Source organism: Streptomyces sp. NBC_01450 (assembly GCF_036227505.1).
Lineage (GTDB): Bacteria > Actinomycetota > Actinomycetes > Streptomycetales > Streptomycetaceae > Streptomyces.
Genome location: NZ_CP109480.1, coordinates 9,400,022 through 9,424,831 on the forward strand (window position 1 = coordinate 9,400,022; position 24,810 = coordinate 9,424,831).

Sequence of the window (24,810 nt, forward strand, 5' to 3'; positions counted from 1 at the left end):
CGCGCTCCGGCGTCTCTGCTGTCCCTGTAGCGTCGCGGTCGTTCGGGAATCGGAATGTGCCCATGAGTGGGCTGCCGATGTGACCGCAGACACGGAGCGGGGAACCTTCATGCCGGAAATGCACGCACTGCGCCGCGCGCGGCGTGGACTGGCCGCGACCGCGGCCGTGGGGACAGCGCTCGCGGCGCTGTGTGCCGCCACGCCGGCCCAGGCGAGCACCGCCGACGCCGCGTCCACCGCCACCGCCACCGTCGGCGGCTCCCAGGTGAAGTGCACCTCTCAGCGGCCGGGGCTCGCGGCCCGGCTCTCGAAGGACCTCGCGGGCGCCCTGCGCGGGCGGGACCGCGCCGCGGCGCTCGCGTTGTACGACCGCACCTCGGCGACCTCGTGCAGCTTCCGGGCCGACACCGCCTTCGACTCGGCGAGCGTGGTCAAGGTCACGATATTGGGGGCGCTGCTGCGCCAGACCATGGAGCAGCACCGGGCTCTGACCGCTCGCGAGGTGGAACTGACCACCGCCATGATCACCAAGTCGGACAACGACGCGACGAACACCCTGTGGCACCAGATCGGCCACACCGGCATCCAGCACTTCCTGACCCTGGCGGGAATGGGGGACACCGTTCCCGGGCCCAAGGGGTACTGGGGGCACACCCAGGTCACGGCCGCGGACCAGCTGAAGCTGCTCCGCCTGCTCACCTCGGACAACTCCGTCCTCGACCGGCACGCGCGTACCTACGCCCTGCGGCTCATGAACCGGGTCGTCCCCGAGCAGCGCTGGGGAACGCCGGCCGGGGCCCCCGCGACGGCGACCGTTCAGGTCAAGAACGGCTGGCTGCCGCGCGACACCCACGGCTGGCGGGTGCACAGCGTCGGCGTGTTCACCGGCGGCGGTCACGACTACGGAATGGTCGTGCTCTCGCAGGACAACCGCACGATGGACGACGGCGTCGCGACCGTCGAGGGCGCCGCCCGTGCCGTCAACCGGGACCTGAACACCTCAACTGCCGCATAGGTAATCCCCTTTCGCGCCGATCAGTCGGAGGTTAGGGTGCGGGAAGCGAGTGTGAATCCCGAGGAGTCGAGACATGCCCGGTCGTCCGAGCGCGCGTTGACGTCGTAGGCCCTGAGCGGCCCGTCATCGCGTGCTGCCCTTGATGCGCGGCACAGCGAGCCTTCCCGCACCTGAACCGTCGGCGTACGCGTCGTGCGCCGGGTGGCGGGCTCTGTTTTGCGCGACCCAAGGGGTTTCCCGTGCCGGACGCTTCCTCCTGTCCGCCCTCGTCATCCGCCTCAGCCTCCTCGTCTTCGTCATCCCCCGTGTCGGACTCCGGGCGTCCCGTCCCGCCGACCCTGTGGCGAGACGCCGACTTCCGCCGACTGTGGGTGGGGCAGACGGCCTCCCAACTCGGCGAACACTCGAGCTTGGTGATCCTTCCGCTGATCGCGGTTCTGACACTCGACGCCGGTGCCGGCCGGCTGGGCGTCCTGCGCGCGGTGGGACAGGCACCGATCCTGCTGCTCTCGCTTCTCGTCGGCGCGTGGGTGGACCGATGGCGGACCCGCACGGTGATGGTGCTGGCGGATCTCGGCCGGGCCCTGGTACTGGGCGCCGCCGCCCTGGCCGGACTCCTCGGCGGGCTCGGCCTGCCGGCACTCCTCGTGGTCGCCTTCACGGTCGGGGCCCTGTCGGTGTTCTTCGACGTGGCGTACCAGGCCTCTCTCGTACGACTGGTGGAACGCGACCGGTTGACGCGGGCCACCAGCGCGATCGAGGGCAGCCGCTCGGCGGCGCAGATCGGCGGCCCCGCCCTGGGCGGCGCGCTGGTGTCCCTGCTGTCGGCGCCGATCGCCGCCGCGTCCTGCGCCCTGTCCTTCGCGGGGTCGTTCCTTGCGATCCGGCGGATCCGGCGCCGCGAATCGATCCCGAAGCGCTCGGAACGTGCCCCTCGGGTCTGGCGCCGGATCCACGAGGGCCTCCGCTTCGTCGTCGGGGACCCCTCGCTGCGGACCGTGGGCCTGGCCTCGGCCGCTTTCCAGTTCTCCTTCGCGGCGACGATGACCGGCTATCTGCTCTTCCTGCCACGGGAATTGCACCTGTCGGGCGGCGCCGTAGGACTGACACTCGCCGCTACGGGGCCGGGCGCGCTCCTGGGTTCTCTGCTGGCCGCCCGTCTCCCGAGCCGGTTCGGCCACGGCGCGGTGCTCGTGTCGGCGGCGGCGCTCGGCGACGGCGTGATGCTGTGCGTGCCGGCGCTGCGCGGCCCCTCCGTGGTGACGATCCCCTCGCTCGTCGCGGTCAACTTCGTGTTCGGGACCTTCAGCCAGTTGGTGAACGTCACGGTCACGGCCGTACGACAGGCCGTCACCCCGGACGGGATGCACGGCCGCGTGGCCGCGACGATCACGTTCGTCGGCATGGGAGCGAGCCCGCTCGGCTCGCTGCTCGGCGGCTTTCTCGCGGGGGAGTGGGGGCTGCGCACCAGCCTCCTGGTGACGGCCGCCGGCATGATGCTGTCCCCCGTGCTGATGGCCCTGTCCCCACTTGCCCGCCTCGGACGCGAGCTTCCTTGACGAGTCTCTCGCCGGGCCGCCGCGAGATGGTGAGGGGCATGGCCCTAGCGCGAGGCCAGTCTTCGCAGTATCAGGGCGGAGAGTGGTGTGGGCAGGGTGCGCAGGGCGCGGACCAGGGTTGTCGTGGTCCAGGGGAAGCAGGCCTGTGCCGGTTCTCTCTCCAGGGCGCGTACGACGTGTCGTGCCGCACGCTCCTGGCTGATCTCGAAGGGCTTGGGGAGGCCGTCGGCGTCGACGCGGTCGGTTGCCACGAAGCCCGGGTGGATGCTGGTGAACCGGATGCCGCGGGGGGCCAGTTCGACGCGTGCGGTGTCGATGAGGGTGCGTGCGGCGGCCTTGGCGGCCGAGTACGGGCCCTGGCGGGGGATGCCCATCAGTCCGGCCAGCGAGTTGGTGTGGGCGATCAGGCCCCCGTCGCGCTGGCTTTCCATCTGCGCGATCAGCGGGACGAGGTAGTGGACGACGACGTCGTAGTTGAGGGCCGTGATCCGTGCGATGTCGGCCACGGTGACCTGGTCCATGGACATGTCGGGTCCCTGGCCGGCGTTGAGGAGCGCGATGTCGACGGATCCGTACTCCGCGACGCAGGCGCCCACCACCTCGGCGGCCGACCGCGGGTCCAGCGCGTCCGCGGCGATGTCCAGACAGGCGCTGCCGGCCGCTCGGATCTCCTCGGCCACGGAGGCGAGTTCGGGGGCGCGCCGTGCCGTGATCACCAGCCGGTTGCCGCCCCGGGCGAGTTGGCGAGCCACCTCCGCGCCGATGCCCGAGGAGGCACCGACGATCAGGACGGTTCGGCCGGTGATGCGCGTCATGGTGTCACCTTGCTCGTAGGAGGGGCCGTCACAGGAAGTGCCGGCCCTCCCCCCGGTACGTCGGTACGGTGTCGACCACCTCGCCGCCGCCGACCAGGTGGAGTTCGCCGACCCGCTCGCACAGTTCACCGGCCTTGGCGTGCCGCAGCCACACCCGGTCACCGATGCGCAGGACCTGCGCGGGCTTGCCCAGCAGCGGGGTCTGGACCTCCCCGGCCGCCTCGGTGGCGGTGACGCGCAGGCCGGGAGGCCAGGCCAGGGTGGGCAGCCGGTCCTTGCCGGGCGGGCCGGACGCGACCCATCCGCCGCCCAGGAGCGTCGCGATCTTCGGGGAGGGCCGGCGTACGACGGGCAGCACGAAGTACGCCGCGGGAGCGGGCCGGAAGGACCGGTAGAAGTCGAAGAGACCGGGACCGTACAGGCCGGAGCCCGCCGCGAGTTCGGTGACGGCGTCCTCCCGCGTGGTGGTCTCCAGGCTGCCAGTGCCGCCGCCGTTGACGAACCGCAGCGGGGTGACGGCACGTACGGCGGCGACCGCGGCCTCCCGTCGGTGGCGCAGTTCCTCGACGGACGTACGCTGCATCGCGCGCAGGACGGCCCGCTTGAGCAGGGAACCGGGCTGGTTGTCGCCGAGCCCGGCGACCTGGCCCTCGTACCCCATGATCCCGGTCAGTTCGAAGCCCGGCCGGGCCGCGACCTCACGGGCGAACGCGGCCGCCTCCCGCGGGGTGTGCACGGGGGACCTGCGCGGCCCGAGATGGAGTCGGCCGCCCGCCAGTCGCAGGGCGGCGTCCAGCTCCAGGCAGACGCGGACGCGGGTGTGCCGGGGGCCGGTCGCGGCGTCCACGAGGTCGAGGTGCTCGACGGAGTCCACCATCAGGGTGATCCGGGAGGCGAGCCGTTCGTCGGCGGCCAGCCGGCGCAGCGCGGTGGCGTCGGTGGTGGGGTATCCGACGACGACGTCCTCGAATTCCTCGGCCAGCCACAGTGCTTCGGGCAGCGTGAAACCGAGGATGCCCTGGAACCCCGGGCGGGCGAGAGCCCGGCGGATCAGGGCGCGCGACCGCAGCGACTTGCTCGCGAGCCGGATCGGTTTGCCGCCCGCGCGGCGTTCGAGGTCGAGGGCGTTGGCGTCGAAGGCGTCCAGATCGATGACGCCGAAGGGCGGCTCCAGGCCCGCGGTCGCCGCGCGCAACCGGTCGAACCGCTCCTGATCCGCGGGGGCGGACCGGGCCGGGGTGGTGGCGGTGTCGGCGGTCATCGGCTGTCTCCTCGCTCGCGCACCACGGCCGTGGCCGGGGCGATGCTCGTACTGCGGCGTTTCGCCATGGCCGCCACCTTGGGGATCGCGAAGCGCATCAGCCGGGGGAACACCCCGGCGACCCGCTGTACGCGGCCGCCGATGGCGGGGTGGACGACTTCGACCGGCTTCTTCACGATCGCGTCGACGATCACCGAGGCGACCTTCTCGGGGGTGAGCGGCTTCTCGGCGAAGGTGATCACCGCGCTGGGGTCGGCCATCTCCTGCTCCAGCATCGGCGTCCGGGTGCCGGGCGGGTGGACGATGCTGAACGTCACCGGTCCGCCCCGCTCCTCGATCGCCACGCTGTGGTGGAAGGCGCGCAGCCCGTGTTTGGTCGCGCCGTAGGTGGTGTAGCCGGACAGCGGCAGGAACGAGCTCATGCTGCAGACGGTGATGATGTGCCCGTGCCCCTGGGCGCGCATCCGGGGGAGCGCGGCCAGCGTCCCGGTCATGGGGCCTAGCAGGTTGACCTCGACCATGTGGCGGTGCTGTTCCAGGGACAACTGGCGTGCGTATCCCGTGTGGATGATCCCGGCGTTGTTGACGAGAACCTCGACAGGGCCGAGCCGGGCCGCGACGGCGTCGAAGGCCTCCTCCCAGGCGTCCCCGTCCCGGATGTCGAGGGGGATCGCGCAGGCGGCGTGGCCGAGTCCGTCGGCGAGGCGGGTGGCCCCGGCCAGGTCGATGTCGGCGAGGGCGACCCGGTGGCCGCGTCGCACCGCCTCGCGCGCGGTGGCGGCGCCGATGCCACTGGCCGCGCCGGTCACCAGGACCACGCTCATCGCGGCCTCCCGTCGCACGCGCGGCCGCTGCCGCTGTCGTACGAGGTGTCGTGGGCGCCGTCGCCCGTTCGGTGTCCGTGCATGTGAACTCCCAGGAGGCGGGCCGGGGATGACCCCGTGGATGGAGTGCGCGCGTCCGCGAGCAGCGGGGCGGGAGGTCTGTCGGGGAGGAGGGTTCGCGCGTCCGGGGTCACGACGGCAGGACGTACGCCTCCAGCCGCGCCCCGCCCAGCTGTGCCGCGCGCTCCGGGTCGTCGGTGGGGACGGTGGCGGCGTACAGGGTGTCGCCGCGCGGGCCCGCGACCAGGCAGCTGAGCGTGCGTTGGCTGGTGGCGACGCGGTCCAGGATCGTCCCGCCGGGGCCGACCCGGACGCACTCGCCGCGCAGCGCGTTGGCGACCCAGGCCGTGCCGTCCTTGCCCGGCGCGATGCCGTCCGGGGCGATGGGGGTGTCGGAGCGGTCGGCGATCGCCTGGTGGTCCAGCAGGGACGAGACCCGCCGGGTGATCCGGCCGAGCGGCCCGGGGCGGTTGAGGGACTTCCACAGCCAGGCCGGGATCAGCGGAGCCCAGGGGCGCGGCGCGCCCAGCCGTCCGTCCGGCAGCACGGGCAGCGCGGTGAGCCGCATCGCCAGAGTCTCGGCGACCAGCAGGGTCCGTCCCTCGTCGATGAGGAAGCAGCCGTTCGGGAACACCAACGGCTCGCTCAGGCCGAGCAGTTCACCCTCCGGTGACAGGCAGGCGAGCGGGGCCCTGGGTGGTCCCGGCGGCGCGTAGAGCATGGCGTTGGGCCGCTGTCGGACGAAGCCGTGGTAGTCGAAGCCGAAATTGCCCACATAGGCCCGGCCCAGCCCGTCGACGAGCATGTCGTTGACCGGGCCGCCGGCGATGTCCCCGAGGTCCGCGTGCACGACCAGGGAGCCGTCCGGCTCCTGGCGGTGGACGCGGCGTCCGTCCATCGAGACGACCAGCATCCGCCCGTCGGGCAGCCAGCCGAGACCGCCGGCCCGGCCGGGGACCTCCAGCACAGTCTCGGGCTTCCCGATGGTGTCCCAGCGGTGCACCGTCCCGTGGGCGAAGTCGCAGAACCACAGCGCGTCGTCGTGCCAGCGCAGGGACTCCAGCGTGCCGAATCCGTCCAGAACGACAGTGGCTCTCGGTCGCAAGTCCGCCTCCTGAGGGGGCTGGGGCCCGTCGTCGGGTTCCGCTACGGTGGCCCACCGCACAGAAGTAAGTCAAGAGTCTTGGACGCTTGACTTACTTCTCGGCCGATCCGCGCTCCGATCCGCGCTCCGAGTCGATGCCCGGCCCGTGGGTTTGGCTATCCTGGCGGACGAACCCGCAGGTGAAGAGGGGAGATCGTGTGTCCCGTATGGCGGCTAGCGACCGGAGGGCCGAGCTCCTCGAGGCCGCGATCCGGGTCATGGCGCGTGACGGCGTGGCCAAGGCCACCACCCGTGCGATCGTCAACGAGGCCGGCATGACCCTCGGGGCCTTCCACTACTGCTTCGACTCCAGGGCGCAGCTTCTCGAACGCGTCACCGAGACCCTCACCGAGCGGTACGTGGCCGAGGTCCGGGGACTGTTCGCGCCGCACAAGGACATCCGCGACAGCGTGCTCGACAGCCTGCACGCGTTCTGGAAGGGGTTCGAGGCCAACCCCGGCGAGCACCAGATCAGTTACGAGCTCACCCAGTACGCGCTGCGCAATCCCGGCTTCGAGAACATCGCCAGGAGGCAGTACGAGATCTTCCTCGCCGCCTTCGCCTCCCTGCTCGAACTGGCCGCCGACAACGCCGGGATCGAGTGGACGCGACCCGTGCCGATCCTCGCGCGGTACGTGCACTCGGTGATCGACGGCCTCAACATGACCTGGCTCGTCGACCGCAACAGCGACCACAGCCAGGCGGTCCTGCACCTGCTCGCCGACCACCTTCTCCAGTACGCCCGACCGCGAACCGCCTGACCGACGCACCGCGGCGGGGTGCGTCGGGGCCGCCCCCGTCTCCGGCTACACCGGAGGCGGGGTTTCCCGCATATGTGACAGATCTCTTCTCCAGCGACCTACCGGCCGGTATACAGGCGATGTTGAGCCCGCAATGAACGCCGCGTCAGTGTCGACGGAGGAGAGATGATGAACCATCACGTGGTCCGGGGCGATGCCGCCGGAAGACGGCGACACGCCTCCACGCTGGGAGCCGCCCTCGGTTGCGGTGTCCTTCTCCTCGGCGTCGCCTCCGCGTCTCCCGCCGTCGCGAGCGGGCCGCACTCCCACCGGGAAGCGAAGTACGTGGCGCTCGGAGACTCGTACACCTCCGGCCCCGTGATCCCCCGTCAGGTGGACGCCAACTGCGCCCGCTCCGACCAGAACTACCCCTCGCTCGTCGCGAAGCGGCGGCCGGCCAGAACCCTCACCGACGTGAGCTGTTCCGGCGCGACGACCGACAACATGTGGAAGGCGCAGGGAACCAACGGACCCCAACTGGACGCCGTCGAGCGCTCCACGGATCTCGTGACCGTGCAGATAGGCGGCAACGACATCGGCTTCGGCTCCATCATCGGCACCTGTGCCGCGCTGAGTTCCAAGGACCCGTCGGGCAACCCATGCCAGCAGTACTACAACTCCTCGGGCTTCGACCGGCTGACGCTGAACATCATCGAGACGGCTCCCAAGATCGCGCGGGTGCTGCGCGCCGTGCGCGACAGGGCTCCGCACGCCCGGGTGCTCGTGGTCGGCTACCCGGACCTCCTGCCGGACGACGGCAGCGGCTGCTATCCGTCGGTCCCGTTCGCCGCGAAGGACTTCGCCTACCTGCGTGACGTGGGGAAGCGGCTCAACCTGATGATGCGCACGGTGGCCCGGTTCAGCCGTGCCGAATACGTCGACACGTACAAACCCACCGTCGGACATGACATGTGCAAGGCGCCCGCCGACCGGTGGATCGAGCCGCTGCAGCCCGCTTCACCCGCCGCCCCCGCACACCCCAACGCCAAGGGCGAGGCGGCCATGGCCGAGGCGGTGCTCCGGCGGCTGTAGCTCCCGGGGTACGCGATCTCCACGTACTCGACGGACCGGACATGTTTGCGAGGTCTGTCCAGGGTCACACGGGTCAGTGAGCACCTGACGTCGAGAGCGCCGAGAGGTGAGTTCCATGGCTCGCGACCAGAAAGCCAAGGCGAAGGCCGAGCAGGCCAAGGGCAAGATCAAGGAAACCACGGGCCGTGCCGTGGGCAACGAGCGGATGAAGGTCGAGGGGCGCGCGGAGAAGGCCAAGGGCGACGCGCGCCAGGCGAAGGAGAAGACCAAGGACATCTTCCGCGGTTGACGTCCGGCCGCTCGTGGGCGGATGGCGTACACAGAGCAGGGGGCCCGTCGCGTGGAGCGACGGGCCCCCTGCTCCGCTCTTCGGGCACCTGCGCCGAACGGTGGGGGGTCGTAGGCTTTCCCCGCCGAAGATCGTAGGCTTTCCCCTCCGGAGACTGTGTGGGGGAGCCATCTATGACCACGGCCAGGGACCTTTTGATCACCGCCATGGACGTGGACCCGGAACGCCCCGTGGGGCAGGGCGACCTGTCCCTCGCGCTCGCCGGGGCCGAGGTGATCGACCTCCTCGCCGCTGACGCCGTCCTTCTGGACGGCGACCGCCTCGTGCCGGCCCCGGAGCGGACGACGGACGACCGGCTCCTGGCCGAGGCGGCGTCCTCGCTCGTACGACAGGTGCCCTACGAGCCGGTCGAGGACTGGCTGTGGCGCAGGGGGCGCGGCCTGGCCGCGGTCCATCTGGCCGCCCTCGAGGCGGACGGCCAGCTGACCCGGCAACGTCGGCGCCGACTGTCTTTCGGAGCCGACCGGGTGGTCGTGGTCGATTCGCCCGCCCGGCGCCGGGCCCTGCACCGCTGGGCTGCCGACGAGCCCGTCCTCGTCTCCCTCGCGGCGGCCGTCGGGATTCCGGCAGAGCAGGGTGCGGACGTTCCGGTCGTGACCGACGACGCGGTGACGACCGTGCTGGCCGCCGTCAATGACGCGGTCATGGAACTGGAAGCGGTACGCCAGCGCCGGACCATCGAGAACGCGGCGTTCGCCAACCTCTGGCGAGGCGCGTGACGCGAGCGGGGACGCCACGACACGCCGGTTTCGCCGGGTGGCCTCGGGACGGCGCCGGTTGCGATGGCGATCACCCGGACGACAGTGGCCATCGGACGGCGATCACTCGCCCTTGCTGGGCTCGTTCTCCGGTGTGCCAGTGCCAGTGCCAGTGCCAGTGCCAGTGCCAGTGCCAGTGCCAGTGCCTGCGCCGATGCCTGCGCTGGTTTCCCGGTCCCGGGCGTCGTCGCGGGCCGCGCGCCGCCCCCGTACGGTGCCCGCGACCCGCTGGAAGGTCCGCGTCAGCTGGTGCAGCGGGTTCCCGTCCTGGCCGGCGGGCGTGTCGTGCGCGCCGGACGCCGTGGCCCGGAGCTCTCGGACCTCGGCCAGCGCCGCATGCGCGAGTTCGGTCGCCTCACGGTACTGGTCGCGTGACTTCGTCATGGCATCGAGTGCCTCGGCGTAGACGGCCACCAGCGCCCGCGCCTCCTCCAGCGTCAGCAGCTTCCAGTCCTGCCGGAGGCCGGTGAGGGCGTCCTCCGCCGCTTCCGGCAGCGGCCAGGGCAGTGCCGCGTACCGTATGACCTTCTCCAGGAGCTCCGTCGGCTCCGAGCCGTCGAGGAACACGCTGCGTACGGTGTGGTCCTGCTCGTCGTACCCGCGCCGGGCGGGGGAGCCGGGCAGGATCACGGCGCCACCGCGTGGCACCCGTACGCCCAGGTCGTACAGCGCCCAGTTGACCGCCTGGAACTGCTCGGGCGCGGCGCGGTGTTCCACGACGCGGTGACGCAGACCGGGCGGGAGCAGCCGGGCCAGCGGGAGGCGCCCGCTGTCGCCGGTGGTCATCGCCTCGTGGATGACGACGTTGATGCTCCAACTGTGCTGCCCGGCCTCCTTGAGCAGGCGGCGCAGTGCCTTGTCCTCCTGCGGCAGCGGGTTGATGTCCCGCAGGCGCAGCCCGGCCACGATGTCGTGGTCCCAGGGGACCTCGCTCCCCTCGGGCCAGAACATGGTCGCGGGAGAGGGCCACGCGGGGTCCCAGGGCCGTTCGGCCTCCGCCACCAGCGTCCAGCGGCTTCCCCCGGCGGCGTGTTCACGTCCGTCGCTACCGCGCCCCTGTGTCGTGAGACGCGCGCGAACCGTGACGGCGTCGCCGACCAGCCAGCGCGCCTCGAAGACATACCCCCCGGGGTCCGAGGAGTTCTCGGCCTCCAGGAAGTCGTGGATCGTCTCGTCGGCCTTCAGCCTCCGCAGGTTCTCCCTGAGGATCTCCTGCGGGGCGGGCCCGACATGGCGTCCGCCGGCCAGCCAGACGGTTTCCGGAGCGGTGGCGCGGGCGATGGAGGGCTTGGGCATGAGTCACTTTGCGGTGGGAGGCGGCGTGCCCTCCCAGTATGGTCAGCGCGGGTGGCGGGCCGGGAGGCGAGGCCCGCACGGATCACAGACATCCCCTCTTGTGGCGCTATGGCCGGTTTGACGTCTTATACGCTTTTTGAGGCATTGATCGGCGTGTTTGAGTCCGACTCTCGGAGAATTGAAGAAAACAATATGTTTCCCCTTGGTCTAAGGGTGTCAAACCCTCGGACTTTGTGCGGTGTTCGCCGCCCGTATTCGCCGATCCAGTTCGAGGTGTGGCGGTCTCCGCTGAATTTCGCGTCGCGTTCGCAACCCGGTCATTCTTATTTGGTGCAGGCCCGGCGATTCCGCAACTCGGGTGCATACACGGCCGTTTGGGGAACTTGCTGGCCCCTGAATGGAAACCATTGACAGGCTCTCGTTCGCTGATCAATTATCGCCATGCGTCCAGGTGACTTGTCTCGGCATCGCATCAGGCCAACGCCTGAGCGGTGCCCTCTTTTTGAACACCGAACCGAACAGCGTCCGTGACTCTCGAAACCAGCAATCCTGCAGACGGGAAGAGCCAGCTTTGTCGGTGCAACACACCCCCCATGCTCCGGACACCTCCGAACTCGCCCCGGCGTCCTTCGCCCAGCAGCGGCTGTGGTTCCTCGCCCAGCTGCCGGGCGCGAACGAGGCGTACAACGAGCCCATCGCCTTCACCCTGCGCGGACCGCTGGACCAACCGCTCCTGGGCCGTGCCCTCGATGCTCTGGTCGCCCGCCACGAGGTGTTGCGCACCCGCCTCCTGGCCGTCGACGGCGAAGTCCTCCAGCGCGTCGACCCGCCCGACACGGGCTTCGCCCTCACCGTGGACGACCTGACGGGGCTTCCCGACGCCGAGGCCCGGCTCGACGCGCTCCGGAGGCAAGAGGTCTCGACGCCTTTCGACCTCGCCCGGGGGCCGCTCTGCCGCGGTCGCCTCGTCACCCTCGCGCCCGAGCGCCATGTCCTGCTGCTGACGATGCACCACACGATCTTCGACGGTCAGTCCATGAACGTGATGATGCGTGAACTCGGTACCGTCTACGGGGCGTTACTCGGGGGCGGAAGCGACCCGCTGCCCCCGCTTCCGCTCCAGTACGCGGATCACGCCCGCGCCCAGCGAGCCCGCGTCCTCGGTGGTGAACTCGCCGCGCAGGCGGACCACTGGCGGGAAACCCTGCACGACGCGCCCCCGCTGACCGTTCCGCCCACCGACCGCCCACGGCCCGCCGAGCAGGATCTGCGAGGCGGGCGCGTCGAGTTCACCCTCGACGCCGACCTCACCGCCGCACTCCGGGCGCTGGCGCGGCGCCACGGCGGCACCCTGTTCGTGGCCGTGCTGACCGGCTGGACGCTGTTGATGTCGCGGCTGAGCGGACGTGACGACGTCGTCGTGGGTACGCCGGCGTCCAACCGTCCGCGCGGGGACGCGGCGGGACTCATCGGCTTCTTCGTCAACTCCCTTCCCCTCCGCGTCGATCTCGCCGACACCCCTGCCGCCGCCGAGGCCCTGGGCCGGGTCAGGGGTGTCCTCCGCGCCGCTCTCGACCACCAGGACCTGCCCCTCGAACGCATCGTGGAGCTGGCCAACCCGCCGCGCAGCGCCGCCCACACCCCCCTGTTCCAGACGATGTGCGCCTGGCAGCCGGAACGGACGGGTCTGCTGACTCTGCCCGGCATAGACGTGGCACCGCTGGACATCCCGCACGCCCCGGCGAAGTTCGACCTCGCCCTGTCGCTGACCGAGTCACAGGGCCGTACCGTCGGCCACCTCGACTACGCGCGCGCCCTGTTCGACCGGGACACCGCCGAGCGATACGTACGCCAACTGCGCCATCTGCTGGGCGACATGGCCGCGCGTCCGGACGTGCCCGTCGACACGCTGGAGCTCATGGACGCCGAGGAGCGGCGGCTGCTGCTCGCCGACTGGGACGCCACGGAGGACTTATTGCCGGCACCCCCGTCGGCCGGGCTCCTCGAACGGTTCGACGAGCAGGTCCGACTCCGTCCCGCACAGACCGCGCTGGTCTGCGACGACGAGCGGATCGACTACGCCACCCTGGACCGCCGGGCGGCCCGCCTCGCCCGCGCCCTCGCCGCCCGCGGAGTGCGCCCCGGACAGGTCGTCGGCCTGCACGCGGGACGCTCCGCGCGCTACGTCGTCGGAGTCCTGGGCATCCTGAAGGCGGGCGCCGCCTACCTCCCGCTCGACCCCGCGCAGCCACACCGGCGGCTCACCGCGATGGTGGAGGACGCGACCCCCGCCCTCGTCCTCAGCGACATCCCGCGGGCCGACCGGCCCGTGGACGACGGCGACTCCCTGTCGGCCGACCGGCCCGCACACCGGGGCGCCGGCCCGGCGGGAGGCCGAGCCGTCGCCTGGTGCGACCTCGCCATGGTCGAGGCCGAGGGTGACGAGGAGAGAGCGGTCCCCCAAGTGGTGGCGGACCGCAGCCAGTTGGCGTATGTGATCTACACCTCCGGTTCGACGGGGCGTCCCAAGGGCGTCGCCGTGACCCACGGCAGCGTCCTCAACCTGTTCGACAACTGGCTGGCGCGGATGGGCGCCGCGCCGGGTGAGCCCGCCTCCGCCTGGTCGAGCATCGGCTTCGACGCGTCGGTGCACGAACTCCTGATGCCGCTCACCACCGGCGGTGAACTGCACCTCGTCCCGGACGACCTGCGCGGCGACCCCGAGGCACTGCTGCACTGGATGCGCGAACACCACGTCGTGCAGGCCTTCCTGCCCCCGTCCTACATCAAGTGGATCGACGAGGACCCCGGGAAACGGCTCCACGGACTCTCCCTGCGCCAGGTCCTCACCGGGGTGGAGTCCCTGCCCGAGGCGGCGCTGCACCGCATGTGTCAGCAACTGCCGGACCTGCGGATCTGCTTCGGATACGGACCCACCGAGGCGACGCTGTACAGCACGGCGTACTACGACCCCCAGCCGCTCGATCGCCCGTGCCCCATCGGACGCCCCCTCGCGGGCACACGCCTCTACCTCCTCGACGACCGGATGCGACCGGTGCCGGTCGGAGTCGCCGGTGAGGTGTACCTCGGCGGCGCGAGCCTCGCGGCGGGCTATCTGCACCGGCCCGACCTCACCGAGGAACGGTTCCTGCCCGATCCCTTCGTCCCCGGTGCGCGCGTCTACCGCACGGGCGACCTCGCCCGACGCCTGCCCGACGGCAACGCCGTGTACCTGGGTCGCGCCGACGACCAGGTGAAACTACGCGGCTTCCGGATCGAACCGGCCGAGATCGAGGCCGCACTGCTCGCCGTACCCGGAGTGCGCGAGGCGTCGGTGCTGCTGGACCGGGACACCGGCGACGAGCCGCGCCTCGTGGCGGGCGTCGGCCGGGGCGAGACGCCGGCCCGCGCACCGCACGAGTGGCGCGCGGTGCTCGCCGACCTTCTGCCGGACTACATGATCCCGGCGGTCGTCGTCGACCTGCCGTCCCTCCCGCTGAGCCGCAGCGGCAAGCTCGACCGGGAGGAACTGCTGCGGCAGGCGGCCGAGACCGTCCTCGGCCAGGTCAACACGGCAAGTCCACGCGACCACATAGAACTGACTCTGTATCAGATATGGCGTGAGATCCTGCTGTACTCCGACATCGGCATCAGCGACAGCTTCTTCGACATCGGCGGCACCAGCCTGTCGGCCATCAAGATGGCCCACCGCGTACGCGACCGGCTCGGCACCGCGATCCCCGTCCGCGACCTCATGCTCCACCCGACCATCGAAGCGCTCGGCGGTCTGGTCCGGCAGGGCAGATCGGGCCCGCCACCGAGCAACCTCATCGAGTTCCGGCCCGGCACCGGCCGCGGCCATGTGGTGTGCGTCCATCCCGCCGGCGGCACCGCCTTCTGCTACCTCTCCCTGGCCAGGACCCTGCCGGAGAACATCGGCCTGTACGGCATCCAGTCCCCGGGCGTGAACCCAGGCGAGGACTTCCTGCCCAGCGTCGAAGCCATGGCCGAGGCCTATCTCCGGCTCGTCGAACCGCTCGGCGACGGCCCCCTCGTCCTCACCGGCCTCTCGTACGGCGGCCTCGTCGCGCACGAGATGGGCCGCCGCCTCACGCGGGCCGGACGCACCGACGTGAGCGTGGTCCTGCTCGACACCCAGGCCACCGACGACCCCGTGGCCCGGGCGGCCGTCGCCCCGGTGGACCTGGCCGAGTTCAAGGACAAACTCATCAAGTTCAACGGCATGTATCCGGGCATCGACGACGAGCAGATCGACCAGTACTTCCGCATCTACAACCACAACCGGATGACCGCCCGCGACCACCTTCCGGCCCCCTCACCGGCCCGACTGGTCCTGCTCCAGGCCGTCGGGGGAGACCCCGACCCGTCGTTCGTGTCCGACGTGCGCTCCTTCTGGCAGCGGCGCGCCGAGGGCGACTTCAGCGTCGAGCCGCTGGACTGCGACCACTGGGAGGTACTGGAGAGCGCCGGGGCATCGCGCGTGGCGCGGCAGATCGAGGCGGAACTCACCGCGCTCGCACCGGCGTCGGCCTCACCGGCGGAGGAGGCGCGATGAACCAGGAGTATCGGGAGTCTCAGCCGTATCAGGAGCAGCGGGTGTACCAGGAGTACCAGGATCAGCGGGTGTACCAGGAGTCCGTCACCGCGCTCGACGCCGTACCTCCGGTCACCCTCGCCGACGCCGTCCTCGCCCAGGCACGTCGCCGTCCCACCGCTCCCGCCCTGGTGGACGGCGACCGTGTCCTCGACTACGCGGAATTGGACCGGGCCGGGCAGGCCGTGGCCCGGGGCCTGCGGGCGCGCGGTGTCCGCCCGGGACAGGCCGTCGCGGTGTGTCTGCCCCGCTCCTGGCAGCTGGTGTGCGTCATGCTCGGCATCCGCCGGGCCGGCGCCACCGTGGTGCCGCTCGACGCGCAGAGTCCGGCCGGGCGCCGCCGCCACATCCTCGACGACTCAGCCGCGACCGTCCTCGTCCACGACACCGACACCGACACCGAGACCGACACCGGTACCGATGACGGCGCTGACGCGGACCGTGTCCAGGGCCCCGCGCCGGTCCTGCACGTGCCCGCCGCCGACCTCCTCGGCACGTCCACTGCGGGTCCCGCGGTCGACCTGGCGCCGGACTCCGACTCATCCGTGGGGTTCCTCTTCTACACCTCCGGCACCACGGGCCGCCCCAAGGGCGTGGAGGTACGGGACGCCGGCGTGCTGCGCCTCGCCCTGCCCGGCGGCCCGATCCGCCCGGCGGAGGGGGCGCGCTGCGCGAGCGTCTCCAACCCGGCCTTCGACGCGCTCAGTTACGAGGTCTGGGTGCCGTTGCTGAGCGGCGGGACCTGCGTGATCCTCAGCGACGCACAGGTCCGCGGCCCCCGTCTGTTCGCGGACGCCCTGCGGCAGGCCCGTATCGACGCCGTCTTCGTCACGACCGCGCTGTTCAACGCCGTCGTCGACGAGGTGCCCGACTGCTTCGACTCCGTCGGCCAGGTTCTTGTCGGCGGTGAGCAGCTCAACGCCCGTCGCATCCGGGACTGGTACCGGGACAATCCGAACAGCGCGACCCGGCTCGTCAACGTCTACGGTCCCACGGAGTCCGCGACCTTCGCGCTGTGCCACCCGATCCTCCGCGACTTCGACGGCGAGGTCGTCCCCGTCGGCCGCCCCCTGCCCGCTACCGGCGCCCTGCTGGTCGCCGACGGCTCTCGCGCCGCCGAGTCCGGTGAGGTCGGCGAACTGCACCTGTCCGGTGAGGGGTTGGCGGTCGGCTATCGCAACCTTCCCGAAGAGACCGCCCGCCGCTTCGTACGGCTGCCCTGGCACGACGGCGGCCGGGAACGCTGGTACCGGACCGGCGACCTCGCCCACCGCGACGCCTCCGACCTGATCACCTACGTCGGCCGGACGGACCGCCAGGTCAAGGTGCGCGGCTTCCGTATCGAGCCGGGCGAAGTGGAACGCCAGCTCGCCGCCCATCCCGCCGTACGGCAGGCGTACGTCTGCACCCGCCGGGACCCCGACGGTGCCCATGAGCTGCTGGCCTACCTGGTGCTCGGCACGGAGCTGGACTTCGAGGAGTACGACCGCCATCTGACCGCCGTCCTGCCGCCGTACATGCGCCCGCACCGCACCCACCTCGTGGACGCCCTGCCGCGCAACGCCAACGGCAAGACCGACGAACGCGCCCTGCTGGACTGCCCGGCCGAACCATGGCGGCGCGACCGCACCACCCAGGGCGAAGTGAGCCAGGACCAGCGGGAGTTGCTGGAGATGGCCGAACGTCTCCTCGGCGTCCCCGGCCTGCGGCCCGACGACCGGTGGATCCCCCACGGCGGCGACTCGCTCAAGGCACTGCGGCTGAGTTTCGAGGTCCGCCGCCGCTGGCAGGTCGATCTGCCCCAAGCGCTGTTCCTGCGGGCCGACTTCGCCACCTTGAGCGAGGCGATCGCCGCCGGTGCCCAGCGACCGGCCGGCTCCCTTCCGCCACCGGTACCGGCCCCGAGCGGACGGCGCCGCGCACCGGCCGGTTCGGAGCAACAGCGGCTGTGGCTGCTGCACCGCCGCGACCCGGACAGCCGGGCCTACGACGTTCCGCTCGCCTTCCGGCTGGAAGGAACCGTCGACGAGGAGGTTCTGCGCGAGGCGCTGCGCCGGCTCGTGCACCGGCATCCCGCGCTGCGCACCTCCTTCCACGCGGCCCCCGAGGGTCTGCTCCAGGAGATAGGGGAGCCGTACGACCCCTGGCAGCCGACCGACACCCCCGACACCCCCGACACTTCCGGCGCCGACTGGCAGGACGCCGCCCGCCGCTTCTTCACCCCGCCCTTCGACCTCGCCACGCCACGCATGCTGCGGGCCGGCCTGATCCGCGGTGCCGGCGGTCCCGTACTCCTGCTGCACCTGCACCACATCGCCGTCGACGGCTGGTCCCTCAACACGTTGTTCCGCGACCTGTCCGCCCTCTGCGCCGAGCGGAACGCGCTACCGGACGCCGAGCCGCCGGGAGCCACCCCGGTCGACTTCGCCCTGTGGCAGCGGGAGTGGCACCGCAGCCCCGTCTACCGGGATCAGCGCGCCGCACTGCACCAGTACTACGCCGGCCTCGAAGCCGCGCCGGAACCGGGTCCGCCGCTGCCCCCGACCGGCGCCGGCGGGACCCGCGGCCGGCTGCTGCACACCTCGCTCGACCTCGTCCGGCGCTCCCGCCTCGACCGCCTGGGCGCCGAACTCGGGCTCACCCGCTTCCAGCTCCTGCTGGCCGCCTTCTCCTGGAGCCTGTACGGGGTGACCGGCCGGACCCGGCCGCTCATCGCCGGCCCCGTCGCGGGCCGGCCCACGACCGAGTTCGACGCCACGGTCGGCATGTTCGCCAACACGGTCCTGCTGCCCATGGAACTCGACCCGGCCCGGGAACTGCGTGAGCAACTGCGCCGACAGGCCGCCGGGGTGCAGGAGATCCTCCACCGGCAGGACGTGGCACTGACGGACGTACTGACCGACCATCGGTTCCATGCCGACGGACCGCCCTTCGACTTCATGTTCGTCCTGGAGAACACGGACTTCGACGCCCTGTCCCTGCCGGGCTGCCGGCTGCGGCCCCTCTGGTTCGAGGCCGCCGAGGCGAAGTGCGCGCTCACCCTCTCCGTCGTGGAGCGCGAGGACGGCTTCGACTGCCTGTGGGAGTACGCGCAGGGCCTGATCGACGCCGAACGCGTCACGGCGGCCGCGCACTTGTTCCGACGGGCCGTGGATCTGCTCACCGGCGGCGGCACCCCCACCCTGACCGATCTCGTCGGACCTTACCGGCGCGCGCTGCCCGAACAGGGCCGGGGACCGGTGACGACGCCCGCCTTCACCACGGTGGCCGGAGGCTTCGCCCGGCGGGTCCGTCGTACGCCCGACGCGCCCGCGGTGACCTCGGGCGACCGGACCCTCACATACGCCCAACTCGGCGTGCTCGCGGTCGCGTTCGCCGACGAGCTGCGCCGTTGCCACCCGCTGCCGGACAACCCGTCGGCCCCGGCCCGGATCGCGCTGTACCTGCCCCCCTCGGTCGAGCACGTGGTCGCCCTGCTGGCCGCGGCCCGCCTCAACCTCACCGTCGTCCCCCTCGATCCCGCCTACCCGCCCGCGCTGCTGCACGACATCCTGCGCCGGATCGACCCCCTGTGCGTCCTGGTGCCCCCAGGCGGCGAGGCGGACCTCGACACGATCGCGCCACCGGGCCTCGACCGGATCACCGTCGACCTGACCGCCTTACCGTCCGCGCCCGAAGGCGCCCCACTCGAACCGCACCAAGGCCTCCGGCCGCTGTACACGCTGTTCACCTCCGGCTCCACCGGCACCCCCAAGGGCGTCGACGTCCCGGACCGCACGCTGTGCAACCTGCTGCACTGGCAGGACGAGAGCGGTGGCCTGCGCGAAGGCGCGGTCACCCAGCAGTTCTCGATGCTGTCCTTCGACGTGTCCTTCCAGGAGATACTCACCACGCTGTGCGCGGGCGGCCGACTGCACCTGGTGCGACCCGGGTGGCGACAGGACATGCCGGCCCTGCTCGACCAGCTGGAGAGCGCCGGGGTGGAGCGTCTGTTCCTGCCGTACGTCGCCCTCCAGCTCCTCGCCGAGCACGCCGTCCATCTGGGCCGGTTCCCCTCCCGGCTGCGCGAGGTGGTCACCGCGGGGGAGCAGCTCGTGTGCACCGACGCCATCCGCCGCTGGTTCGCCGGACTCCCCAGTGACGCACGTCTGTTCAACCACTACGGGCCCACCGAGACGCATGTCGTCAGTGGCCTGTGCCTCGACGGCGATCCCGCGCTGTGGCCGACGCGCCCGGCCATCGGGCGGCCCGTGGCCAACGCCGTCCTGCGCGTGGTCGACGACAGCGGGGAGGCGGTCCCACCGGGTGCCACCGGACACCTGCTCATCGGCGGCGCCATGGCGTCGCCCTGCTACCTGGGCGACGCGGACCTCAACCGCACCCGCTTCCTCGAACTGCCCGGCCTCGGCACGTTCTACCGCAGTGGCGACCATGCCCACTTCGACGCCGACGGCCTGCTCCACTACGACGGACGCGACGACCAGCAGATCAAACTCAGCGGCCACCGGCTGGAGTTGGGCCAGGTCGAAGCCGCGCTGCTGCGCCATCCGCGGATCGTGGGCGCCCTGGTCGCCCGGGAGGGCGACAGCCTCACAGCGCTGCTCCAGTGCCGCGGCGAGGACCCGGACCCGACGGAACTCAGCGGCCACCTGGCCGGGTTGCTGCCGCCTCATGTACGGATCCGCGGCTTCCGGAGAGTGGACGCGCTGCCCCGCACCCCGAGCGGCAAGCTGGACCGCCGGGCGGACACCACCGAGGGGAGGAAGCTGCGCGCCACGGATGCCGTCGGCGCGTACGACCGGGCGGACGCCCGCGCCGAGCTCACCGCTCAAGAGGCCAGGCTGTGCTCGCTGTTCGAGCAGGTGAACGGCAAACCCGTCACGCCCGACCAGCGCTTTTTCGACGCCGGGGCGAGCAGCCTGGACCTGATGCGCTTCCAGCTGCGCTGCGGTGCCGATCTGGGTCTCACCTTCACCGTGGCGGACCTCTTCGAACATGTCACCGTCCGCAGCCTGAGCCGCCATCTGGACACGGCGGGCCGGGCGACCGCCACCGTCGGCGACGGGCCCGGTGGCCGGGACACAGGTACGGCCGAACCCGTCGCTGTCATCGGCATGGCCGTCCGCGTCCCCGGAGCCCCGGACCTGGCCTCGTTCTGGCGCCTGGTGGAAACGGGCGGGCGCGGCATCACGTACTTCCCGGCGGCGGACGGACTCGTGGGTGCCCGCAGCCAGCTGGACGGTCCGCTGGCCTTCGACCCGGACCGGTTCGGCATCAGCCGCCAGGAAGCCCGGCTGATGGATCCCCAGCAACGGCATCTGCTGATGAGCTGCGTCGAGGCACTGGCCCACGCCGGTATCGCCGACCCCGCCGACCGGCGCACCGGACTGATCGCGGGCTGTGGCGAGAACACGTACTTCCAGGCGATGCTGCGCGAGGCCGACCCCGCCGACCTGCCCGACGGCTTCCGCCTCGCCCTCCACCACGACAAGGACTTTCTCGCCACCAAGGCGGCCTATCACCTGGGCCTGACGGGGCCCGCCTTCACCGTGCAGGCGGCCTGCGCCAGTTCCCTGGTGGGTGTCCACGTCGCGGCCGGACTGCTGCGCCAGGGCGACGCCGACGTCATGCTCGCCGGGGGAGTGCTCGTCGACCCCCAGCTGACCGACGGATACACCTACCGCCCGCAGCACATCTTCTCCCCGGACGGCCACTGCCGGCCCTTCAGCGACGACGCTCAGGGCACGGTCGGCGCCAGCGGGGTCGGCGTGGTGGTGCTGAAGACGCTGCGGCAGGCGCGGCGCGACGGCGACACCGTGTACGCGGTCATCACCGGCTCGGCCGTGAACAACGACGGCTCCCAGAAGCTCGGTTACAGCGCCCCCTCGGTGGCCGGCCAACGCGAAGTGATCCGCACCGCCCTGCGTCGCAGCGGCCGCGCCGGCGGCGACATCGGATACGTCGAGGCGCACGGCACCGGCACCCGGCTCGGTGACCCCGTCGAGGTCAGCGCCCTGCGCCAGGCGTTCGACCTGACCGAGTCCGCGCGGTGCGCACTGTCCTCCGTCAAGAGCCAGATCGGGCATCTGGGTGCGGCGGCGGGCGTCGTCGGCCTCGTCCGTGCCGCCCTGTCCGTCCACCACGGCCTGATCCCGCCGAACATCGACTTCCGGCGGCTCAACCCGGAGATCGGCCCCGATCCGACGCCCTTCCACATCCCCGCCACCGCCCTGCCCTGGCCGTCCGGGCGGCCGCGGGTGGCCGCGGTGAGCAGTTTCGGCATCGGCGGCACCAACGCCCACCTGGTCCTGGAACACCCCGACACCACCGCGCCGCCGCCGGCCGCGGCCACTCCCGTGACGATCCCCTGTCTCCTCCTGTCCGGCGGCAGCGAGAGCGCGCTACGGGCGGACGCGCGACGCGTCGCCGACCACCTGACCGCCAGACCGGAGACGTACGAGCGGGTACTGCGCCACCTTCAGGCAGGCCGTCCGGCGCTGTCCCATCGTGCGGGGGCGGTCTGCGCCGATCCCGAAGCCGCCGTGACATGGCTGCGCACGGTGGCCGACGGCACCGCGACACAGCCGGTCCCCGGCACCGACGACAGCCGGGAACACGCACTGGTGCGGGCCTGGACGGCGGGAGAGAACCCGATCCGGCCCGAGGGCCCCGCACCGGCGCCCTGGGACTTCCCGCCCCCGGCCTTCGACCTGACCGACCACGACTTCCCCCGCGCCACGGCCGGCCCCGTGACCCCGCCCACCGGCTCCGCATCCAGTGGGGCACCGGGCAGAGCGCCCGAAGACGCGTGGCTGCACCAGACCGTGTGGTCGCGGACCCGGCGGGCCGCCCCGGTCACCGGTCCGCCCTCTCGCCGGGTCGTGGTCGTCGTCACCGACAAGGCGTCGGCACCGGCACGGTGGAGCGGTCTCGCGGCGCACCACGCCCGACTCGTGCACGTCACCACCGCCGACGCCTACGCCCGCGTCGGGGAGGACCGCTACGAGGTCGACCCCGCCGACCCGGTTGCCCTGACCCGCCTCCTGAAGGCCGTGACGCGCGACGCCGACGACGGAGTGGAGTGGCTGCACGCCCTGCCCCTCGGTGTCGACGGAGCGGTGGGCGAGGCCTCACTCGACCACGCCCGCCGCGCGTGCCTCGACACCCCCGCCGCCCTCTGCCAGGCGCTGGCCGGGCTTCCGCGCGGCCTCCGCCCGCGCGTGTGGTGGCTCTCCCACCGGACCCAACCGGTGACCGGCCCCGTCCGGCGGCCCGAAACGGGGCTGCTGGCCGGTGCGGTGGAGGTGCCACGTCAGGAACTCGACCTGGAGGTCCGCTGGCTGGACCTTCCGAGCAGTGAGCCGGCCGACTGGGCACACCTGTTGCCGCACCTGTTCGTGGACGCGCCGGGGACATCCACTCGGCCGGAGCCACGCGTGGCGCTGCGCGAGGGGTACTGGTGGCGCCCGGTGCCGGGGCCCGTGCCCCGACCGCTTCCCGGCACCCGGGCCGGCCTCACGGAAGGGATCGGCACCCACCTGATCCTCGGCGGCACGGGAGGCATCGGCGCCACCCTCGCCTCCTGGCTGCTCGAACACACCGACGGCCGGGTCGCACTCCTGGCCCGTCACCCGTACCTGCCGCCCGCACTGACCGAACACTCCGCACGCGTCACGCTCGTCGAGGCGGACCTCGCCGAGCAGAGCTGCGACGAGATGCTGGCGCGGCTCGCCCCGTACATCGGCCGACTCGACGGTGTCGTGCACGCCGTGGGCACCGCGGCTGGAGCGCTCCTCGCACGCCGGGACAGCGACGGCCCGCGCCGCGCCACAGAGACGAAGCTGCGCGCCGCGCTGCTGACCGAGCGGCTGATCGCCGAGCACGGTCCGCGCTACGCGGCCTACTGCTCCTCACTGTCCGCCCGCTTCGGAGGTGTCGGCCAGTTCGACTACGCCGCCGCGAACGGCCTTCTGGACGCCTTCGCCCACCACGGCCCGGACGACCCGGCCGCCACCGTACGGCTGGGCATCGGCTGGGACGTGTGGCGCGAGGCCGGTATGGCGCGCGACGCCCTCGGCACCGACGCACGCCACCAGGCGCACCTCTCGGTGGGACTGTCGAACGCCGAGGGGGTGCGGGTCTTCGCCGACGCCGTCGAACTGCAACTGCCCCACCTGCTCGTCTCCACCACTGAGCTGGAGGCGTCCCGGTTCTTCTACGAGCCCGCACCCAAAACCGCGCCGACCGACGAGGTGACGGCACCCGTCGAGGAACTCGCCGACGTCGTGGGCCGGTTGCTCGGTGTCGACGCCTTCGACCCGGCGGACTCCCTCTACGACCTCGGAGCCGACTCCCTCACCTTGCTGGACCTGCTCTCCGAGGTGAAACGGCGCTACGGCGTCGACCTCGACCTCGCCCGCCTCGGTCACCGGGTGAGCCTCAACGAGATCCTGGCCCAACTCGACCCGCCCACCGTCGCTGCGGGCACGGCCGACGACCCGGTGACCGTCGAGCTCTGGCAACCGGGCGACGGCCGCGACGTGCTGTGCCTGATCCATCCGGTCGGCGGCGACATCCAGGCCTACCGCCCCCTGGTGTCGGCCCTGGACCCCCGCACCACGGTCTGCCTGATATCCGACCCCGCGCTGCGCGATCCCGGCCTTCCCGTCTGGCCGGTCGCCGAACGCGCCGCACGCTACCGGGCGGCGTTGCGGGCCCGCTTCCCCGGCGCGGACACACGGCTGCGGCTCGCGGGGTGGTCGTTCGGCGCGCTGGTCGCCGTATCCATGGCCGCCGAGGCGGAGGCGGCCGACCGTCCCTTCGAGCGGCTCCACCTCATCGATCCGCCACCGCCGCACCCCGGTTCGCGGACGTACGCGTACGACGACCACGACCTCCGTACGGTCTTCGAGCACGAACTGCGGGGCAGCGGGGCGCAGTCGCCGCTCGCCGACGCCGGACAGGCCTACGCCGAGCGCCTCGCCCACTGCTGCCGGGCCAACCTCGCCGCGATGGCGGCCCACACCCCGCCCCGGCTGACCCGCACCCCCAGCACCCTGTGGCTGGCGACCCGGGCGGTCACCGACCTGCCCCTGGCACCGGACCCGGGGGCGGCGCGGGAGTGGCGCGCGCTGCTGCCGGACGGCTCGGCCGTGCACCACCTGCACGCCTCGCACTACGACATCGTCACCGGCCCGCACATCGAGCGCATCGCCCGGACGATCAACGACGAGGACGTGACACTTCCCGCGTCCACCACGCCCTCATCCGCATAGGAGTAAC

General features: G+C 72.0%; 13 protein-coding genes. 8 read left to right on the plus strand and 5 right to left on the minus strand.

Features of this window, described 5'->3' with window-relative positions; all coding sequences use genetic code 11:
* The first annotated feature begins 118 nt into the window (after positions 1-118).
* Together OG568_RS41925 and OG568_RS41930 are read left to right on the plus strand one after the other, a co-directional pair.
* Positions 119-1,015 (plus strand): serine hydrolase, encoded by an 897-nt coding sequence (locus tag OG568_RS41925; RefSeq protein ID WP_329536594.1) that lies wholly within the window; start codon positions 119-121, stop codon positions 1,013-1,015.
* Between the two features lie 305 nt (positions 1,016-1,320).
* Positions 1,321-2,574, plus strand: coding sequence for an MFS transporter (locus tag OG568_RS41930; RefSeq protein ID WP_329535293.1), 1,254 nt, complete (start codon positions 1,321-1,323; stop codon positions 2,572-2,574).
* Between the two features lie 44 nt (positions 2,575-2,618).
* On the opposite strand, the gene OG568_RS41935 is transcribed toward OG568_RS41930, so the two are convergent.
* From OG568_RS41935 to OG568_RS41950, 4 genes are all read right to left on the minus strand, one after another.
* Entirely contained in the window at positions 2,619-3,389 is a 771-nt protein-coding gene (locus OG568_RS41935) for an SDR family NAD(P)-dependent oxidoreductase (protein ID WP_329535294.1), read from the minus strand.
* Between the two features lie 28 nt (positions 3,390-3,417).
* On the minus strand, positions 3,418-4,650 hold the full coding sequence (locus tag OG568_RS41940) for an amino acid deaminase/aldolase (RefSeq protein ID WP_329535296.1): 1,233 nt from the start codon (positions 4,648-4,650) through the stop codon (positions 3,418-3,420).
* Entirely contained in the window at positions 4,647-5,474 is an 828-nt protein-coding gene (locus OG568_RS41945; RefSeq protein ID WP_329535297.1) for an SDR family NAD(P)-dependent oxidoreductase, read from the minus strand. Before OG568_RS41945 ends, OG568_RS41940 begins: the two co-directional genes overlap by 4 nt.
* Before the next feature lie 190 nt (positions 5,475-5,664).
* On the minus strand, positions 5,665-6,639 hold the full coding sequence (locus tag OG568_RS41950) for an SMP-30/gluconolactonase/LRE family protein (protein WP_329535298.1): 975 nt from the start codon (positions 6,637-6,639) through the stop codon (positions 5,665-5,667).
* A gap of 206 nt (positions 6,640-6,845) precedes the next feature.
* On the opposite strand from OG568_RS41950, the gene OG568_RS41955 reads away from it, so the two are divergent.
* The 4 genes from OG568_RS41955 to OG568_RS41970 all read left to right on the plus strand — a co-directional run bounded on the left by OG568_RS41955 (position 6,846) and on the right by OG568_RS41970 (position 9,578).
* Positions 6,846-7,439, plus strand: a complete 594-nt coding sequence (locus OG568_RS41955; RefSeq protein WP_329535299.1) for a TetR/AcrR family transcriptional regulator — start codon at positions 6,846-6,848, stop codon at positions 7,437-7,439.
* A 168-nt stretch (positions 7,440-7,607) separates the two neighbouring features.
* Complete coding sequence (locus tag OG568_RS41960; RefSeq protein ID WP_443077908.1) at positions 7,608-8,510, plus strand: SGNH/GDSL hydrolase family protein; 903 nt, start codon at positions 7,608-7,610, stop codon at positions 8,508-8,510.
* A gap of 115 nt (positions 8,511-8,625) precedes the next feature.
* Positions 8,626-8,799, plus strand: coding sequence for a CsbD family protein (locus OG568_RS41965; protein ID WP_266580434.1), 174 nt, complete (start codon positions 8,626-8,628; stop codon positions 8,797-8,799).
* Between the two features lie 173 nt (positions 8,800-8,972).
* The gene (locus OG568_RS41970) at positions 8,973-9,578 is read left to right on the plus strand and encodes a GOLPH3/VPS74 family protein (RefSeq protein ID WP_266580432.1); all 606 of its coding nucleotides are present in this window, start codon (positions 8,973-8,975) and stop codon (positions 9,576-9,578) included.
* Positions 9,579-9,680: 102 nt separating this feature from the next.
* On the opposite strand, the gene OG568_RS41975 is transcribed toward OG568_RS41970, so the two are convergent.
* Positions 9,681-10,913, minus strand: a complete 1,233-nt coding sequence (locus tag OG568_RS41975) for a hypothetical protein (RefSeq protein ID WP_329535301.1) — start codon at positions 10,911-10,913, stop codon at positions 9,681-9,683.
* A gap of 571 nt (positions 10,914-11,484) precedes the next feature.
* Between OG568_RS41975 and OG568_RS41980 the strand changes: the two genes are divergently transcribed.
* On the plus strand, positions 11,485-15,489 hold the full coding sequence (locus OG568_RS41980; protein WP_443077817.1) for a non-ribosomal peptide synthetase: 4,005 nt from the start codon (positions 11,485-11,487) through the stop codon (positions 15,487-15,489).
* The gene (locus OG568_RS41985; RefSeq protein WP_329535303.1) at positions 15,486-24,803 is read left to right on the plus strand and encodes a non-ribosomal peptide synthetase; all 9,318 of its coding nucleotides are present in this window, start codon (positions 15,486-15,488) and stop codon (positions 24,801-24,803) included. The genes OG568_RS41980 and OG568_RS41985 overlap by 4 nt, the downstream gene beginning before the upstream one ends.
* The last annotated feature ends 7 nt before the right edge of the window (positions 24,804-24,810 follow it).

Bases quoted from the DNA above. Each gene is read 5' to 3' on its own strand.
- OG568_RS41925 (WP_329536594.1), top strand. From the start codon at position 119: ATGCACGCACTGCGCCGCGCGCGGCGTGGACTGGCCGCGACCGCGGCC.
- OG568_RS41935 (WP_329535294.1), bottom strand. From the start codon at position 3,389: ATGACGCGCATCACCGGCCGAACCGTCCTGATCGTCGGTGCCTCCTCG.
- OG568_RS41940 (WP_329535296.1), bottom strand. From the start codon at position 4,650: ATGACCGCCGACACCGCCACCACCCCGGCCCGGTCCGCCCCCGCGGAT.
- OG568_RS41945 (WP_329535297.1), bottom strand. From the start codon at position 5,474: ATGAGCGTGGTCCTGGTGACCGGCGCGGCCAGTGGCATCGGCGCCGCC.
- OG568_RS41955 (WP_329535299.1), top strand. From the start codon at position 6,846: ATGGCGGCTAGCGACCGGAGGGCCGAGCTCCTCGAGGCCGCGATCCGG.
- OG568_RS41960 (WP_443077908.1), top strand. From the start codon at position 7,608: ATGAACCATCACGTGGTCCGGGGCGATGCCGCCGGAAGACGGCGACAC.
- OG568_RS41965 (WP_266580434.1), top strand. From the start codon at position 8,626: ATGGCTCGCGACCAGAAAGCCAAGGCGAAGGCCGAGCAGGCCAAGGGC.
- OG568_RS41970 (WP_266580432.1), top strand. From the start codon at position 8,973: ATGACCACGGCCAGGGACCTTTTGATCACCGCCATGGACGTGGACCCG.
- OG568_RS41975 (WP_329535301.1), bottom strand. From the start codon at position 10,913: ATGCCCAAGCCCTCCATCGCCCGCGCCACCGCTCCGGAAACCGTCTGG.
- OG568_RS41985 (WP_329535303.1), top strand. From the start codon at position 15,486: ATGAACCAGGAGTATCGGGAGTCTCAGCCGTATCAGGAGCAGCGGGTG.